We start from the raw sequence: 15,786 nt of genomic DNA on the forward strand, positions 1-15,786 counted from the left end.
TTATGAAATGATGCGTAAAGAAAAAAAACTGGATCCCCGCTTTGCCCTTTCGCCCGCCGCAAGAGCGGTGGGACGAGGGCGCGGGGATGACGATAGAGGGTTTAACTTAGACACAAAACCCGTCATTCCCGCGCAAGCGGGAATCCCGTTTGTTTTCTTGCACAACGAGTCATTTCATGCGCTGTTTGGTATAAGAAAACCATGACCGAGCAGCCCACCATCCTCCGCAGCGCAAGGCGCAAGCGCTCTGTGGCCTTGCATGTGCAGCCCGATGGAACCCTGTGCGTGCAAGCGCCGATGCGAACAAGCGTGGCGTGGATCAATCGCTTTATCGAAAGCAAGGCCGCTTGGATTGCGCGGCGTCGCGCTCGCGTTCAGGAAAAGGCGTCAAGGCCTACGCCGGTCGTTGAGGACGGCGCTTTTGTTTCCTATCAAGGGCAGCTGCGGCGCGTCAGGCTTGTGGAAGAGGGGGCGACCGTAGAGGGCGGTGAGGCCGACGTGATCCTTTTTTCTTTGCCTGCGGGTTTGTCCGATGAGGGGCGGCGGGTAGAGGCGCAGACGGAACTTACCTTGTGGTATAAGCGGCAGGCTCGCCGCGTGTTTGCCGAAAGGCTGGCGCTTTGGGCGGAGAGGCTTAGCCTTCGGCCTGCGCGGCTGATCGTGACCGCGCCTTTGCGGCAGTGGGGCAGTTGCTCAGCCACCAACGATATTCGCCTGAACTGGCGACTGATTATGGCCGCGCCAGAGCTGCTGGATTACGTCATCGTGCATGAGCTTTGCCACATTCCGCACAAGCACCATGGCAAGGCTTTTTGGCGGAGCGTTGAGGCGGCGATGCCCGACGCGAAAGCCCTGCGCCGCACCTTGCGTGCGTGGGAGGCGCAAAGGACGGGGGAGGACTAGAGGGGAAAAAGGCGGGCAAAATCGCAAAAATAAAGTCGTTTGTTCTCAAGGGGTTGGCAAAAAACAGGCCTCTATGGTCGTGCGGAGCGTGCACAATCCCCCGCTTTTTTGCCAAGAACGCTCTCTACGGGCGTTTCAGCCTTAAAACCTACCGTATGTTGTGGCCTCGAAAAGCAAAAAAACACAACCTATAGTAGGTCAAAAACAAACTTCGCCCAAATCCAAAATCGACCGAAGTTTTGACTTTTATCGCGGCTCTTAATAGTTGCGTTAATTGTTTTCATACCCTTTTTGAGGTATGATGAGGGCATCAATTTTTAAGGGGAGCGCCATTATGAAAGAGAAACCCGTTCAGGAAGAATTTCAAGAAAACAAGAAATCTTTTGTTGGCTGCCATTGGGGCAAGGGCGCGTTGGCTGTCCTTAACGCAGCGGCTTTTGCCATCCTCTCTCCTTATGCGGCGGGCATCGTGGCGGTGACCAGCGCGGCCTCATGGCTGGCCTATGCGGTGACTAAAAACAAGATGACAGCGCAACCAGAAGGCGCAAGCCCGCAAGGCGTTTTCCGTAAAGCTTTTAACGGGGTTGTGATTTCGGGGACTGTGGGAACAGTGGCGCTTGTTGCTGCCGCTACTTCTTTTCATGGGATGACAGCGCTGTATCATGAAAAGGAAACGCCCGTGACGTCGCATGATATTGCCGAGGCTCAAGCCATTCTTAATGGCCGCGCGGCTATTGGGGATGTTGGCTTTATTCGAAGCGATGGGGATGCCTCTATTAAAATAGGGGAGGTCTATTCTCCCGTTAAAAAAGATGGCAGTGGCTGCTCTGTCAGCGTTCTTGAAAAAGATTTTATCACAGGCAAGCCAAGTGAGGTGACTATCGACATCCCAACGGATCGTTCTAAGCCCATCAAAAGAACAAGCAAAACGCTGAATCTTTAATCCATAAAAGATAGACGCGCCGCATGAGAACCCTTAAACTGGCTGGAGAGGATTTTCTCTGGCCAGTTTTTTTGTGGGTTTTGTTATGCCTGATTTTCAAACCATCGATGATCTTCGTTTGAGTGGCAAGGTCGCTCTTGTCCGCGCCGATATGAACGTGCCGATGCAGGGCGGCCGCGTGAGCGACGCCACGCGCCTTGAGCGGCTTGTGCCGACGATCCGCGATCTGCAAAAAGCGGGCGCGAAGATTGTGCTGCTCTCGCATTTCGGGCGGCCCAAGGGCCAGCGCGATGAGGCCTTTTCCCTGCGCCCCGTGGCAGAGGAGCTTAGCGGGATACTAAAGGATCCCGTTGCGTTTGCTGAGGATTGCGTGGGCGCGGTTGCGCAGCGCGCGGTGGAGGCTTTACAAAACGGCCAGATTTTGGTTTTGGAAAATACGCGCTTTTATCCGCAGGAAGAGGCGAACGATTTGCCTTTTGCGCGGCAGATTGCGGCGCTGGGCGAGGTCTTTATCAATGACGCTTTTTCCGCCGCGCACCGCGCCCATGCCACAACTGTCGCGCTGGCTGAGCTTTTGCCCGCCGCCGCAGGCCGTTTGATGGAGGAAGAGCTTTCGGCGCTTGGCAAGGCGTTGGATCATCCCGAAAAGCCGTTGGCGGCTTTGATTGGTGGCTCGAAAATCTCGACCAAGCTAGACCTGCTCAATAATCTCGTTGCCAAGGTGGACATTCTCGTTTTAGGCGGCGGGATGGCTAACACGTTTCTGGCCGCCAAGGGGACGGCTATCGGCAAGTCGCTGTACGAGCCGGACATGCTGGACACTGCCCGCGCTATTATGGCCACGGCGGACGGGCGCGGCTGTCATATCCTTTTGCCCACAGACGTTGTCGTGGCGGGCGAGACGAAGGCGGGCGCGGCGCATCAAACCGTTTCGGTGAACGCTGTTCCAGCGGATCAAATGATCTTTGATCTGGGAGAAAAAACAGTGAAGGATATTAAGGAAAACCTTTCCCTTTGTCGCACGGTGATTTGGAATGGCCCCTTGGGCGTTTTTGAAATGCCGCCGTTTGATGCCGCGACAAACGAAGTGGCCATCGCTGTTGCCGATCTCACCAAGCGCGGGAAGATTCTTTCGGTTGCTGGCGGCGGCGACACCGTTTCCGCGCTTAGCCATGCGGGCGTGACGCACGGCATCTCCTACCTTTCCACGGCGGGCGGCGCGTTCCTTGAATGGCTAGAGGGTAAAACGTTACCGGGTGTGGCCGCTTTGGAAAAGGCCGTCCCTGCCGTCAAAACAGGCAAGGTGCTTATATAAGAGAGGATTTAGGATTCGGGATTCAGGTAGAGATTCCTCGCTTACTCCTTCCGTCATTCCCGCGTCCTCGTCCCGCTGCTCGGGATGACGGTCATGCCATCAGGCCCATTATCACATCGCGGATAATCCGCACGCCGTTGGTGGTGAGGATAGATTCGGGATGGAATTGCAGCCCCACAAAGCGTGCCGCGCCCCCTGTGCTGCGTAGCGCGTGAACCTCGCCCGTTTGCGCATCAAAGCTGACGTCCATACCCTGCGGCAACGCGGCTCCATCCACTTTGCCCGCAAAGGTGTTGTAAAAACCAACGCGTTCTGGTTCGCCCCACAGATCAATCAGCTCTTGTGCGCCTTGAAACGGCCTTTGCTTTTTTACAAGAGGTAGGCCAAGGACGTTGCACAGAATCTGATGCCCAAGGCAAATACAAAACAGCGGTTTTTTAGTTTCAATAAAAGTGCGGCATAGCACGGTGGCCTTGGCGATGCGCGCATTCTCCCTATCGCGCGGATCCCCCGGGCCGGGGCCTAGCACGATCAAATCGGCGTCGTCCGTGGCGGCATCATAAGCCGCGTTCATCACAATCTTGGGGATCATGCCCAGCGGGCGGATCATATGCGCCAGCATGCGCGTGAAGTGATCCTCATTATCGATGATCGTCACCTTCTTGCCGATGAGGCGCGGGTCGGGATGCCGCGCATCACTTTGATCCTCGATCCAAAAGCGCGAAAGCTTGGCGTTGCGTGAGGACAGCTTAATCATCATGTCCTCGCCATACACTTGCTCGCCAAGCCGATAGAGCGGCTCGTTCGAGCCTGCGCGAAAGCCTAGCGCCGCCAGCATCCCACGAGCCTTCGCCGCCGTTTCAGCGGTTTCGCTTTCGGGATCGCTGTCCTTTACAATCGTTGCGCCCGCGCTGATGGAAAAAGAACCGTCCAGCGCGATTTCGGCCATGCGGATCGTGATGGGCGAATCCAGCATATCTCTCCCGCTCGTATCGCGACCCAGAAGAGCCAAGGCACTGCCATAATAACCACGCGATTGTTCGTTATAGCGGTAATTGATACGGCAGGCGTTCTCGATGGGACTGCCCACCACGGTGGCCGCGAACATGCTCTCGCGCAGCATATCGACCACATCGCGATCCGATTGTCCCGCTAAGACATACTCCGTGTGGATCAGCTTAGACATTTCCTTGATCATCGGGCCGACGACTTGGCCGCCCGCTGTGCACACTTCGGCCATCATCTTCAGCTCTTCATCCACGACCATGAGTAGCTCAAAGATTTCCTTTTGATCACCAAGGAAGCCTTGCAGGGCGGGCAGCGCGGCGGCGTGGTCATGCTCCATCTTACGGAAAGTGCCGCTGATGGGGTTCATCTTCACGTTGCCGCCCTTAACCGACAAATGCCTCTCTGGCGTTGCGCCGATAAAATAGCGATCACCCGTGAAGTATAGGAAGGCCCAGTATGTGCCGTATTCATTTTCCAGCAGACGGCGATAGACGGACAAAGCCTTCGCGCGATCAAACGCCGCAATGCGGCCGCGATAGGTGCGCGGTACGACAAAGTTGCAGCCTTCGCCGTTGCCGATCTCGTCGTCAATAATCCGGCGCACCATCGCGGCAAAGCCCGCATCGTCGGGGGTGAACGCGCCCTCGCCGTCCATGACGAGCGTGTTATCGGGCAAAAGCGCGAGCAGTTGGTCTAGCGCGATGCTGTCTTGTTCCTTGACGTTCAGGCACAGGATCTTTTCGTTTTTGTGCCGCGCCTGAAAACCAAGCTCTTCCACTTGGCGAAAGGGCAGAATGCTTAGCGTATCGAAGGTTTCTTGGGCGGGCGTTTCTTTGCGGCGTGGAATGCCTTCCAGCTTATCCAGCGCGGCGAGCGAGCCGGACAGGCACAAAACGGTGTCTGCGGCTTGGCGGCGGATCAGGGCAAACGGCTCTGTGGTGGTCAAGAAGTTGATCATGGCTTTTTCTCTCTTTTTAAAAAGGAAGGATGCGTGAGCGCGAAAAGGAACACGCCACACCGGCAAAGGCGTTTGGCCCTACCGCCATCGCCCTTGCGTTGCGAGAAAAAGAGAAAAAGAAAAAAGCATGCGCGTTTTTTATTCCTACTTGCACTTTAACTTAGAGCGTTCTTGATCCGCACGGGCGCGGATCGTCGGCGCGGCGTTGGGATATTTGCTTTTAAGCGCCGACAGGGTGTTGCACGCGTCCTCGGTCTTTTCGATGGAACCCAAAGACATTGCCATCTTCAAAAGAGAATCGGGGGCCTTGGTTCCCTTGGGGTTTTGCTGATACGCCTCGGCAAAGGCCGCGGCAGCATCACCAAACTTGGCGCGAACATAATACGTCTCGGCATGCCAGTACTTGGCGTTATCGATCAGCCTGTCTTTGGGGTTCTTGGCGATAAAGCTTTTGAACGCTTTTTCGGCTTCATCGTAATTGGCTTGGCGCAACAGACCAAACGCGCGTTCGTATTGCTCTTGTGGGGTCAGGCCATAATCGGCGGGCTTGGCGGGCAGCGGCGGCGCTTTGGCTCCTGCCACTGCGCCTGTAACTTTATCGCCGCGCACTTTGACGCCGCCCAGTGTGCCGGAAACGGGGGCTTGATCAGGCTCCGGAATGCCCGTTGCCGTAGGCTCATCCTCATCACGGTAGGGGGATGGTGTGCCCGATGCAGACGGAAGCAGGGGGGGGGCAGCCGCAGGGATCGCGGCGGGCGGAACGCTTTCCAACTTGGTCAGGCGCGCATCGGCATCTGACTGCATTTTCTGCAACGCCGTATCAATGCGGCGCATGGCATAATCGATTTGCTCGACCTTGCCTGTTAGGGCACGCATTTGATCTTCAACAACGGACAGGCGCATTTCCATGCCTGTGCTGGCGGCGTTGGCGGCATAGGGGGCTTCCTCGTCTTGAGCGGCGCAGAGTGGTGGCGCAACAAGCACAAGGGCAATCATAAGGGCGGACGAGGCGAGGAGGGGATGTTTGATCATGGCGGGGTTCCCAATCGAATCAGTGTCTTTTTTCATCATAGCGCCGTTGTCCAGAAAGCCAACCTTGAGGTTTAAGGCAAGCGTTGGCCAAACAGAGCCGTTCCTATTCGCACATGGCTTGCGCCGTGGGTGATGGCTTCCTCAAAATCCGCGCTCATGCCCATGCTGACCTGCGCAAGGTTGTGCTGGTCGGCCAGCTTTTTCAGGGCGGCAAAGAAGGGCGCGGGATCCTGATCCTTAGGAGGAAGTGCCATCAATCCGTCAATTTTAAGGCCAAGCGCTTGGCAGGCCCCTAAAAACGCCGCAACCTCTTCTGGCGGAATGCCCGCTTTTTGCGGCTCCGCCCCGATATTGACCTCAATGAGCAAGCGCGGCGTGCGACCCTGTTTCTTCATCTCCCTAGCCAGCGCCTGCGCCAGCTTGGGTCGGTCAAGCGTCTCGATCACGTCAAAAAGGCCAACGGCTTCAGGGACTTTGTTGGTCTGCAGGGGGCCGATCAGGTGTAGTTTTAACTCAGGATAGCGGGTTTTAAGGGCCGGAAACTTGGCCGCCGCCTCCTGCACCCTGTTTTCGCCAAAAACGCGCTGCCCTGCCGCCAAAGCCGCCTCGATAGCCTCGATAGCCTCGACGGGCTGCGTCTTGCTGACAGCCACAAGGGTCACAGAGGCAGCGCCCCGCCCCGCCTTTTGGCAGGATTCTTCGATTTTTTGGGAAACAAGGGCCAGATTTTTGGCAAAGGTGGTCATGCCCGCCAAAATAAAGATGCCATGAGCGTTTGACAACAGCTTATTAGAAACGCAAATTAGCGCGTCTTTGGTTTTTTATCTTTTGGAGTGATGATGGCATACGTTCAGGGGCAGACAGGCGAGTGGGAGATGGTGATCGGGCTTGAGGTTCATGCTCAGGTGACCTCGAAGGCCAAGTTGTTTTCCGGCGCAAGCGCGGCTTTCGGCGGCGCGCCCAACGCGCATGTCTCGCTGGTCGATGCGGGCTTTCCGGGCATGCTTCCCGTCATCAACAAATACTGCGTCGAGCAAGCGGTGCGCACAGGCCTTGGCCTGAAGGCGCAGATCAACCTGACTTCCGTCTTTGATCGCAAAAACTATTTCTATGCCGATTTGCCCAACGGCTATCAGATCAGCCAGTTCACGCAGCCCATCGTCGGCAAGGGCGAGATCATCCTTGACCTTGAGGGCGGCAAGTCGCGCACGGTCGGCATTACGCGCCTGCATCTTGAACAGGACGCGGGCAAAAGCATGCACGACCAAAGCCCCACGGAAACCTTTGTGGATTTAAACCGCGCGGGCGTGGCGCTGATGGAAGTGGTGTCTGAGCCCGACATGCGCAGTGGCGAAGAAGCCGCCGCGTACCTGAAGAAGCTACGTGCTATCGTGCGTTATCTGGGCAGTTGCGATGGTAATATGGAGGAAGGCTCCATGCGTTGCGACGTGAACATCTCTATGCGCCGCGTCGGGGTCACGACGCTCGGCACGCGCTGTGAGATCAAGAACGTGAACTCCATCCGCTTTGTGATGCAGGCGATTGACTATGAAGCGCAGCGTCAGGTGGAGATCCTTGAGGCCGGTGGGGAGGTCAAGCAGGAAACGCGCCTGTGGGACACGGGCAAGGGCATCACGCGTGCCATGCGCTCAAAGGAAGAGGCGCACGATTACCGCTATTTCCCCGATCCCGATTTGTTGCCGCTCGTTCTGGACGCGGCGTGGGTGGACGCGATCAAAGAGACACTGCCGGAATTGCCCGATGAAAAGAAGCAGCGCTTTATCAGCGAATACGGCCTGACCGACTATGACGCCTCGGTGTTGGTCGCGGAAAAGGCGAGCGCCGATTTCTTTGAAACGGTGGCCAAGGGTCGTGATGGCAAGCTGGCCGCCAACTGGTTGACGAGTGAGCTGTTCGGCGCGCTCAATAAAATGGGCAAGTCGATTGAGGAAAGCCCCATCAGTGGTGAGGCTCTGGGCGGCCTGATCGAGCTGATCAGCAACGATACGATTTCGGGACGCATCGCCAAGGACGTGTTTGCCGAGATGCTGGCCAGCGGCAAACCCGCCGCGCAAATTGTCGAGGAAAAAGGTCTGCGGCAGGTCACGGACATGGGCGCGATTGGCGCGGAGATCGACAAGATTCTGGCCGCGAATGGCGATAAGGTGGCCGAGTATCGCGCGGGCAAGGACAAGCTGTTCGGCTTTTTCGTCGGCCAAGTGATGAAGGCCACGGGCGGCAAGCTCAACCCCGCCATGCTGAATGATACACTGAAAGAAAAATTGAAAGGGTAAGCTGCCCCGTTCTTTCTTTCCTTCACGTTATGCCCCCTCTTGTCTTTGTGGCTTATAGCTCCTTTTTCGGGAACGGGAGCAGTTTGCCTCGTGTGCGGGGCGGTTGGGTTTCATTGGGGTATATCGGGCGCGCTATTTCAAAGGTGCCTGAGCGATAGTTGAAGGAGGGAACATGCTGAGCCGTTAGGTGGCGTGTTCTTTCCAAGAATGTTTCAGGCGTTATCTGACCCGTCAGTGTGTCCGCGATATAATTTGCCTCTAAAGACTGGCTGACGGCATCGATCATAAGCTCAAGGATATCCTCAACGGAGCCGGCGTTGCCAAATTTTTTGCCCATGCGTTTTTGGGCGGAGCCAAGGATTTTTGAAACGCTCGTTAAGGCGTTCGGCGTGATAGTGTAGTCACGGGCCTTAGTCTTGACCTGCATAATCTTGCACAAGGTGTCGATGGAATAAGGCTCAATCTCAAAACGATAGGGGAAACGTCGTGCAAGCCCTTCATTGGCGTTGAGGAGGGCTGTGATGCCGTCAGGGTAACCGGAGAGGACAAAAACAGTCCCGCTGTTGATATTGCGTTCATGACTGACAAGGGCGGTGATGAAATCGATGGCCGATTCTTGAAAGCTTGTTTTGCTGCCTTGTGCAAGACGATCAAACTCATCGAGAACGATAATGCCGCCGCGACCGACGGCCATCAGTTGTTCAATGTTTTTTTCTGTGTGCCCCGTGTAGGGACCGATCAGTTGGTGGGAAATGGCAAAGATCGTCTTCTTTTCAGGCAGAAGGCCACTGGCAGACAGGAGCTCTCCGGCAATACGAGAAAGGGTTGTTTTGCCAACCCCAGGAGGTCCTGACAAAATAATGTTATTGAAGCGACCCCCCTCGTTTCTCTTGGTCGCTTGCGCCCGTGCTTTGTCATAGGACGATCGAATGACCATGCCATAGATTCTTTTCTTAATGTCATTCAGACCGATAATGTCGGTAAGATGCCTTAGTGCGTCTTGGTAGGGTACCTTGTCGTGTTGAATGACTTCGAATTTATCTATGCTTTTTGAGGGGGCGGCCGCTGAGTCAGGGGAAGGGCCGTTGGCGGCATCAGGATCACCCCTTTGCATTGCCTCAAGTTTTTGTTTTAGAAATTGGTTGACCATGGGAATGCCACACGCGGTAAGGCAGTCCTTGACCCATGGCTCATCAATCTTTTCAAGATTCTCTTTTAGGTATTTTAGTTTATTAAACGTGGCGTTTGATATTGATCCTGTATCAAGCCTAAGACCAACCTCTAGGGCGTAGGAAGAAACAGTACTGTGGTTTGTAAGGGTTCCACAGACAACCAAGTTAAAAAGCCGTTGATCTGGGTTGAGGTTGTTTGCTCCGAGGGCCACCCTAATGGGGTTGAACCCATGTTTTTTCAAGGACAATTTTTCGATTTCTGCCCTATAAAGTTTTTCGAGAAGATGCCGCTGTCCGTCACCCGATAATTTTGAATAGCGGCGAATGTATTTTTCATCCTTTTGCAAAAAATAAAAGGCAGGCATTTCCTTTGACTGAATTTCATTAAGGAGGGCTTCTGCGTCACTTTTGCTCATAATAATCTCCTGACATTGAAAATTGTGACCTAATAATCAGGGGGAAAGTAACACGTCCGGCGAGGATGTGGAATTATTTTCATGCGGTGTGTGCAAAAAAACGCAACAATCTTTCAATGTGTTAGGGCTTATGCCGTGTCGGCGGGTCAGGGCAATCTAGCGAAAAGACGGCAGGCTAAGGGCCAATAAAAACGCCACGGTTTTGCCGTGGCGTTTTTTCTCTGAGGGGGTGGTTGTTGTTTGGGTTCCTTTAGGCCTGTTGTCTCATTTCCTGATTCTGGTGCGCGAAATCTTCCATCAGGGATTCAAACTTGCGGCGGCGGCCACGGGTGGGGATGGTTTCGTCCTCATGCGCATGGGGCTCGCGGCTCGTCGTCATCAGCCCGTTGATTTCGGACAGGCAGCGTTGCAAGGTCATCACTTCGCGGAGCTCTTCTCGGTCGCTGATCTGGATCATGGCCAATCGGTTTTCGATCATATCGATCAAAACGGATGCCGTATTTTTCGAGAGCATCATAGCAACCCCCCTGTCAAAAAACTAAAACCTAAGTCGCCTCTAATACCTCTATTATTCGCCTAAAAACTTAAAATAAATTGAATAAAACGCTCGATATTATCGTTAACGTAACAATTATTTTTTGGGCTTGATGGGACGAGTCAATTGACCCTTTGGTTAACGGGCTTTGGGGTTGTTTTACAAAGGCCCTCTGCTTATAACGATTGCCTCATCGAAATTACATCGCCACGGAGGGATTATGTCTTCTTATGGAAACGATTTTGAGAAAAAACAGAAAAGCGGGACAAAAAAACTTTACACCCAAATTATTTTATTTGGCCTTGGGGGGAGCCTCCTTTTCGGCGTTGGAACAAGTGTATTGGTTGGCTCTTTCTTAAAGGCTGCGGGTGAGGTGGCGGCGCCGCTTGTGAAGAATAAATTCACAGCCTGTCTGCGAGATCATGGGATAAACGACCTTTATTATAGCCTTGAGAAATCAAAAGAGAATCAGGTTGTTTTGATCGACAATTTAACAGGCGCAGAAGCGCTTTATGATTTCTCTCGAACGCCTGCGTCGCTAACGACGACAGAAAAGGGAAAAATAGATTATGATAAACTGCCGAAAAAGGATCGGGATCACTTTCGGGACGTTAATGCCTGCAACCAACTTGGCCCCATCGTGCTGTTGCTAAAATAGAGGGTTATCGTGAGGGAAGGACTTAGGCCTTCCCGACCAGCGCGGCGATAGAGGCCACGCGGCCTTGCAAATGATTGACGGCAGCGACCATCAAATCCTCATCGCTTTTGCGTCCCGTCGTTGCGAGTTTGCGCGTTTCGATCAACTCGTCAGCCAGCAAAAGGCAGGTTAGCATAAATAGGCGTGTTTCGCTGGCATTCGTTCCCTTGCCCGCGACTTCATTGATCTTGCTGTCCACTAGTTTGACGAGTTCGGCTAGCTTGCGCTCTTCCCCCGCGTCGCACGCCACAATGTATTCAAGCCCATGCAGTGTAACGCTGACCTTGGCCAGAACGGGCAGGGTCGGTTCTTTTTTGGCATCTTTTGCGTCTTGTTTAGCCATGGTCAGGGTGTCCCTATCTTTTTAAAATCTTTTCAACGTGATCAATAGTTTGATCCAGACGCAAGGCGACCTTTTGCGTGACGGCTAAAACGCCCGCTTCACGCGATTTGCTTTGCTTCAAAATATCATTCAGCTTCTTTTGGGACTCGGCGCGTGCAGCGACATCACAGCCGACAGTGTCCTCAAGGTCAGAGATGGTTTCATCAAGCTTTTCAAGAGCGGCTTTGAGGCGCTTCATTTTAAATCCTTTCGAATCGTCTCGATTCCGTATTAATCGAGTAAGACTAAAAGAAGGAGGGCCTCCCCGTCAACAGGGGATCACGCAAAAAGAGCAGAAAGGAACAGCCTTGCATTAACACCTCTTTTCCGGCATTTTGCGCCTTTCCTTCCTTTAAGTAAAAGAGATTATCTTATGACTTGTTGCTGCACCTCTGCCCCCTCTCCTAAAACCATGGCGAATGCTGTCCGCGCCCTTGCGATGGACGCTGTCGAGCGGGCCAAATCGGGGCATCCCGGTATGCCGATGGGCATGGCCGATGTAGCGACGGTCTTGTGGCGCTCCTATCTTCGCTTTGATCCGCAAAATCCAGCATGGCCCGACCGCGACCGTTTCATCCTGTCGGCGGGGCATGGCTCGATGCTGCTTTACGCTTTGGCTCATCTGGCGGGTTATCCCAAGATGACAATGGAGCAAATCAAGAACTTTCGCCAGTTGGGCAGCCTGACGGCGGGTCATCCTGAGCGCGACCTCGACATCGGCGTTGAAATGACGACCGGCCCCTTGGGGCAAGGCATCGCCACATCGGTCGGCTTTGCGTTGGCCGAGAGAATCTTGAACGCTCGCTTCGGCGACGCGCTGGTGGATCACCGTACATTCGTTATCGCCTCGGACGGCGACTTGATGGAAGGCATCAGTCACGAGGCCGCGTCTTTGGCGGGGCATTTGAAGCTAGGCCGCCTTGTCGTTTTTTATGATGATAACAAAATCTCCATCGATGGTGGGACAGAGCTTTCCTTCACCGAAGACGTGCAGGCGCGGTTCCGCGCTTACGGCTGGGATGTGCAGGCAGTCGATGGGCATGATCCGGCGGCGATTGCTGCCGCAACCGATGCAGCGCTTGCCGTTACGGATAAGCCTTCGCTTATCGCTTGCCGCACGATTATCGGCTTTGGCGCGCCGAACAAGCAGGGCACGTCGGGCTGCCATGGCTCGCCACTTGGCGAAGCCGAAGTTGCGGCGGCGCGTCAAGCGCTGGGCTGGGATCATCCGGCCTTTGAAATTCCCGCCGACATTTTAAGCGCATGGCGTAAGGCTGGCGCACGCAGCGCGGATTTGTGCAAGGCATGGGAGGCTCGTTTAAGTGCGGCCCCCGCCAAAGCCGAGTTTACGCGCATGATGGACGGCGTTTTACCGGAATCGTTGGACGCTGTCTTTGCGGCTTTTAAGCAAAAGATTGCCACCGAAGCGCCCAAGCATGCGACGCGCCAATCGTCGGGCGCGACGCTCGCGGCGCTTGTGCCCGCGATGCCCGAACTTATCGGCGGCTCGGCTGACCTTAGCCCGTCGAACAACACACAGGTGAAGGGCGAGGGCGCAATCAGCGCGGCGTCGAACTATGCGGGGCAGTATATTCACTTTGGCGTACGCGAGCATGGCATGGCCGCTGCCATGAACGGCATGGCCCTTCATGGCGGTATCATTCCTTATGGCGGCACGTTTATGCAGTTTGCCGATTATTGCCGCCCGTCGATCCGCCTTGCCGCGCTGATGAAACAGCGCGTCGTTTTTGTGATGACGCATGACAGCATCGGGCTTGGCGAAGACGGCCCCACCCATCAACCTGTAGAACATTTAGCCGCGCTTCGTGCGATCCCGAATCTTTTGACCATGCGACCTTGCGATGGCATTGAAACGGCAGAGTGCTGGCAGATTGCCTTGCAAAGCAAAGACGCACCAAGCTTGCTGGCGCTTGCGCGTCAGGGCTTGCCGACGTTGCGCGATGGCAGCGCATACAACAAATCAGCCAAGGGCGCGTATGTGCTTTCCGAGGCGGCGGGCCCGCGCGCCGTGACGCTGCTTGCGACCGGATCGGAAGTCATGTTGGCCATGCAAGCGCAAAAGCTTTTGAAGGAACAAGGTATCGACGCCGCTGTTGTTTCTTTTCCGTGCATGAGTTTGTTTGACAAGCAGGACGCGGCGTATCGCTCTTCTGTGCTGGGAACCGCACCTCGCGTCGCGATTGAAGCGGGCATCCGCATGGGCTGGGACACGTATCTTGGCGATGGCGGCGCGTTTATCGGCATGGACGGCTTTGGCGCGTCGGCCCCCGCCGAAATCTTGTACAAGCATTTCGGCATCACCGTCGAGGCGCTGGTTGACGCGGCGAAAAAGGTTTGTGCTTAATCCAAGAAAGGATTTCCTATGCCTAGAGAAGAAGGTCTTCATAAGATTGAGGTTCATGTCGCCGCTCTTTGCTTTGATCTTGAAAGCGAAGACGAGACGCGCTGCCTAATCCTCAAGCGTACAGCCACCCGCTCCCTTTATCCCAATCTTTGGGAATGTGGTGGCGGGCAGATGAAGGCGGGCGAGTCTTTTCAAGACGCGGCCTTGCGCCAGATTAAGGAAGAGACAGGCCTTGAGGCCGACATTCTTTTTCCTTATGGCGACTATTTTATCGAAACCGAAGACGGCGGCATTCCGGGTCTGAAGTTTGTTTGCTCGGTCGATGGGGGGCAGGACGTTGTCCTTGATCCCAAAGAGCACACCGCGTACGCGTGGGTTCAAGAAAATGATCTTGACTCCTATGACTTTATTGCAGGCGTTCGGGACGATATCGCCGAAAGCTTCAAGATTTTGGAGGAGTGCTGAAAAGCGCCCCCGCTAACCCCCAACCTAACGGAGAAAAACATCATGACAACACGCGTAGCAATTAATGGTTTTGGACGCATTGGTCGTTTGGTTTTACGGGCGGCGATGGATTCGGGCCGCAAGGACCTTGAGTTTGTGGCGCTGAACGATCTGGCGAACGCGCAGACGAATGCCCATTTGTTGAAATATGATTCCGTTCATGGCCGCTTTAACGGTGAGGTTGCGGTGGATGGCAACGACCTTATCATCAACGGCATGCGCGTGAAGGGCCTGCAAGGCGCGGATCCCACCAAGCTTGGCTGGGGCGAGATGGGCGTTGATGTGGTCATGGAATGCTCTGGCCGCTTTACCAAACGCGTTGACGCTGCCAAGCATCTTGAGGCCGGTGCGAAAAAGGTTTTGATCTCTGCCCCCGCGACGGATGAGGATCTCACGGTTGTTTATGGCGTCAATCACAGCGAGCTGAAAGCCGAGCATGCCATCGTTTCCAACGCGTCGTGCACGACGAATTGCCTTGCGCCCGTCGCCTCGGTCTTGGACAAGACGGTCGGCATTTCGCATGGCTTTATGACGACCATTCATTCCTATACGGGTGATCAGCGCGTGGTGGATACGGCACACAGCGATCTTCATCGTGCCCGCGCGGCGGCTATCAATATGATCCCGACCTCGACAGGTGCGGCCAAGGCGGTGGGTAAGGTTCTGCCCGCGCTAAAAGGTAAGCTGGATGGTACAGCCATTCGCGTGCCGACCCCCAACGTGTCGGTTATCGATTTCAAGTTTGTTGCCAAGCGCCCCACGACCGCCGAGGAAATTGGCGCGGCGATGAAGGCCGCAGCAGCGGGCGAGTTGAAAGGCATCTTAGGCGTGTATGACGAGCCGTTGGTGTCCACGGACTTCAACCATGATGCGCGGTCATCCATCTTTGCGCTGAACGAAGTGCGCGTGATTGAGGGAACCTTTGTCCGCGTCCTTAGCTGGTATGACAATGAATGGGGTTTCTCAAACCGCATGTCGGATACGGCGATTGCGATGATGGCGGCGAAGTAGAAGACTGCCTCAGACCAACGGTTATAATTAATGACACACGGACGGACAAACCCCCTTTCGTCATCCCGCTGACCCTGCTTCGCTCTGACGAGCTTCGCAGGGCCGAAGGCTAGCCCGGCGAAGCTGCGGAGCAGCATAGACGGGAAAGCGGGATCCAGCGCCGCTCCCCGTGTCAAGCACGGGGCAGGCTAGCGCGGCATAAGACTCTTATGCGCCGTGGACACGGCGCGATTGGATACCGGCCTTCGCCG

General features: G+C 55.0%; 16 protein-coding genes. 9 read left to right on the plus strand and 7 right to left on the minus strand.

Annotation, left to right across the window (positions count from 1 at the left end):
* Nucleotides 1-7: 7 nt before the first annotated feature.
* From WC612_02150 to WC612_02165, 4 genes are all read left to right on the plus strand, one after another.
* Nucleotides 8-205 carry a hypothetical protein gene (locus tag WC612_02150; GenBank protein MFA6279581.1) on the plus strand — a complete coding sequence of 66 codons (198 nt, stop codon included), beginning with the start codon at nt 8-10 and terminating at the stop codon, nt 203-205.
* Nucleotides 202-903, plus strand: coding sequence for a SprT family zinc-dependent metalloprotease (locus tag WC612_02155; protein ID MFA6279582.1), 702 nt, complete (start codon nt 202-204; stop codon nt 901-903). The genes WC612_02150 and WC612_02155 overlap by 4 nt, the downstream gene beginning before the upstream one ends.
* A 334-nt stretch (nt 904-1,237) precedes the next feature.
* Nucleotides 1,238-1,846, plus strand: coding sequence for a hypothetical protein (locus WC612_02160; protein MFA6279583.1), 609 nt, complete (start codon nt 1,238-1,240; stop codon nt 1,844-1,846).
* 85 nt (nt 1,847-1,931) lie between these two features.
* A complete protein-coding gene (locus WC612_02165; GenBank protein MFA6279584.1) occupies nt 1,932-3,161 on the plus strand; it encodes a phosphoglycerate kinase in 1,230 nt (409 codons plus the stop codon).
* A gap of 91 nt (nt 3,162-3,252) precedes the next feature.
* Here WC612_02165 and WC612_02170 read toward each other — a convergent pair whose 3' ends face one another.
* From WC612_02170 to WC612_02180, 3 genes are all read right to left on the minus strand, one after another.
* The gene (locus WC612_02170) at nt 3,253-5,127 is read right to left on the minus strand and encodes an anthranilate synthase family protein (protein MFA6279585.1); all 1,875 of its coding nucleotides are present in this window, start codon (nt 5,125-5,127) and stop codon (nt 3,253-3,255) included.
* Nucleotides 5,128-5,271: 144 nt separating this feature from the next.
* On the minus strand, nt 5,272-6,159 hold the full coding sequence (gene ybgF, locus WC612_02175) for a tol-pal system protein YbgF (protein MFA6279586.1): 888 nt from the start codon (nt 6,157-6,159) through the stop codon (nt 5,272-5,274).
* A 71-nt stretch (nt 6,160-6,230) separates the two neighbouring features.
* A complete protein-coding gene (locus WC612_02180; protein ID MFA6279587.1) occupies nt 6,231-6,941 on the minus strand; it encodes a YggS family pyridoxal phosphate-dependent enzyme in 711 nt (236 codons plus the stop codon).
* A 57-nt stretch (nt 6,942-6,998) separates the two neighbouring features.
* Between WC612_02180 and gatB the strand changes: the two genes are divergently transcribed.
* Nucleotides 6,999-8,453, plus strand: coding sequence for an Asp-tRNA(Asn)/Glu-tRNA(Gln) amidotransferase subunit GatB (gene gatB / locus WC612_02185; GenBank protein ID MFA6279588.1), 1,455 nt, complete (start codon nt 6,999-7,001; stop codon nt 8,451-8,453).
* A gap of 52 nt (nt 8,454-8,505) precedes the next feature.
* On the opposite strand, the gene WC612_02190 is transcribed toward gatB, so the two are convergent.
* Together WC612_02190 and WC612_02195 are read right to left on the minus strand one after the other, a co-directional pair.
* On the minus strand, nt 8,506-10,041 hold the full coding sequence (locus WC612_02190; protein ID MFA6279589.1) for an AAA family ATPase: 1,536 nt from the start codon (nt 10,039-10,041) through the stop codon (nt 8,506-8,508).
* 250 nt (nt 10,042-10,291) lie between these two features.
* The gene (locus WC612_02195) at nt 10,292-10,558 is read right to left on the minus strand and encodes a hypothetical protein (GenBank protein MFA6279590.1); all 267 of its coding nucleotides are present in this window, start codon (nt 10,556-10,558) and stop codon (nt 10,292-10,294) included.
* A gap of 238 nt (nt 10,559-10,796) precedes the next feature.
* Between WC612_02195 and WC612_02200 the strand changes: the two genes are divergently transcribed.
* Nucleotides 10,797-11,234 carry a hypothetical protein gene (locus WC612_02200; GenBank protein MFA6279591.1) on the plus strand — a complete coding sequence of 146 codons (438 nt, stop codon included), beginning with the start codon at nt 10,797-10,799 and terminating at the stop codon, nt 11,232-11,234.
* A 22-nt stretch (nt 11,235-11,256) separates the two neighbouring features.
* Here the strand turns inward: WC612_02200 and WC612_02205 are convergent, their stop codons facing one another.
* Both WC612_02205 and WC612_02210 read right to left on the minus strand, forming a co-directional pair.
* Complete coding sequence (locus tag WC612_02205) at nt 11,257-11,616, minus strand: cell division protein ZapA (GenBank protein ID MFA6279592.1); 360 nt, start codon at nt 11,614-11,616, stop codon at nt 11,257-11,259.
* A 13-nt stretch (nt 11,617-11,629) separates the two neighbouring features.
* A complete protein-coding gene (locus WC612_02210) occupies nt 11,630-11,854 on the minus strand; it encodes a hypothetical protein (protein ID MFA6279593.1) in 225 nt (74 codons plus the stop codon).
* Between the two features lie 174 nt (nt 11,855-12,028).
* Between WC612_02210 and tkt the strand changes: the two genes are divergently transcribed.
* From tkt to gap, 3 genes are read left to right on the plus strand one after another with little or no spacing between them, the layout of a single operon-like run.
* The gene (gene tkt / locus WC612_02215; protein MFA6279594.1) at nt 12,029-14,020 is read left to right on the plus strand and encodes a transketolase; all 1,992 of its coding nucleotides are present in this window, start codon (nt 12,029-12,031) and stop codon (nt 14,018-14,020) included.
* An 18-nt stretch (nt 14,021-14,038) separates the two neighbouring features.
* Entirely contained in the window at nt 14,039-14,485 is a 447-nt protein-coding gene (locus tag WC612_02220) for an NUDIX hydrolase (GenBank protein MFA6279595.1), read from the plus strand.
* Nucleotides 14,486-14,527: 42 nt separating this feature from the next.
* Nucleotides 14,528-15,535 carry a type I glyceraldehyde-3-phosphate dehydrogenase gene (gap, locus tag WC612_02225; protein MFA6279596.1) on the plus strand — a complete coding sequence of 336 codons (1,008 nt, stop codon included), beginning with the start codon at nt 14,528-14,530 and terminating at the stop codon, nt 15,533-15,535.
* The last annotated feature ends 251 nt before the right edge of the window (nt 15,536-15,786 follow it).

This window comes from Bdellovibrionales bacterium, from assembly GCA_041662785.1.
Classification (GTDB): domain Bacteria; phylum Pseudomonadota; class Alphaproteobacteria; order UBA9219; family UBA9219; genus UBA8914.

Coding starts and splice junctions, on each gene's coding strand:
- WC612_02150 (MFA6279581.1), top strand. CDS start 8: ATGATGCGTAAAGAAAAAAAACTGGATCCCCGCTTTGCCCTTTCGCCC.
- WC612_02155 (MFA6279582.1), top strand. CDS start 202: ATGACCGAGCAGCCCACCATCCTCCGCAGCGCAAGGCGCAAGCGCTCT.
- WC612_02160 (MFA6279583.1), top strand. CDS start 1,238: ATGAAAGAGAAACCCGTTCAGGAAGAATTTCAAGAAAACAAGAAATCT.
- WC612_02165 (MFA6279584.1), top strand. CDS start 1,932: ATGCCTGATTTTCAAACCATCGATGATCTTCGTTTGAGTGGCAAGGTC.
- WC612_02170 (MFA6279585.1), bottom strand. CDS start 5,127: ATGATCAACTTCTTGACCACCACAGAGCCGTTTGCCCTGATCCGCCGC.
- ybgF (MFA6279586.1), bottom strand. CDS start 6,159: ATGATCAAACATCCCCTCCTCGCCTCGTCCGCCCTTATGATTGCCCTT.
- gatB (MFA6279588.1), top strand. CDS start 6,999: ATGGCATACGTTCAGGGGCAGACAGGCGAGTGGGAGATGGTGATCGGG.
- WC612_02190 (MFA6279589.1), bottom strand. CDS start 10,041: ATGAGCAAAAGTGACGCAGAAGCCCTCCTTAATGAAATTCAGTCAAAG.
- WC612_02195 (MFA6279590.1), bottom strand. CDS start 10,558: ATGATGCTCTCGAAAAATACGGCATCCGTTTTGATCGATATGATCGAA.
- WC612_02200 (MFA6279591.1), top strand. CDS start 10,797: ATGTCTTCTTATGGAAACGATTTTGAGAAAAAACAGAAAAGCGGGACA.
- WC612_02205 (MFA6279592.1), bottom strand. CDS start 11,616: ATGGCTAAACAAGACGCAAAAGATGCCAAAAAAGAACCGACCCTGCCC.
- WC612_02210 (MFA6279593.1), bottom strand. CDS start 11,854: ATGAAGCGCCTCAAAGCCGCTCTTGAAAAGCTTGATGAAACCATCTCT.
- tkt (MFA6279594.1), top strand. CDS start 12,029: ATGACTTGTTGCTGCACCTCTGCCCCCTCTCCTAAAACCATGGCGAAT.
- WC612_02220 (MFA6279595.1), top strand. CDS start 14,039: ATGCCTAGAGAAGAAGGTCTTCATAAGATTGAGGTTCATGTCGCCGCT.
- gap (MFA6279596.1), top strand. CDS start 14,528: ATGACAACACGCGTAGCAATTAATGGTTTTGGACGCATTGGTCGTTTG.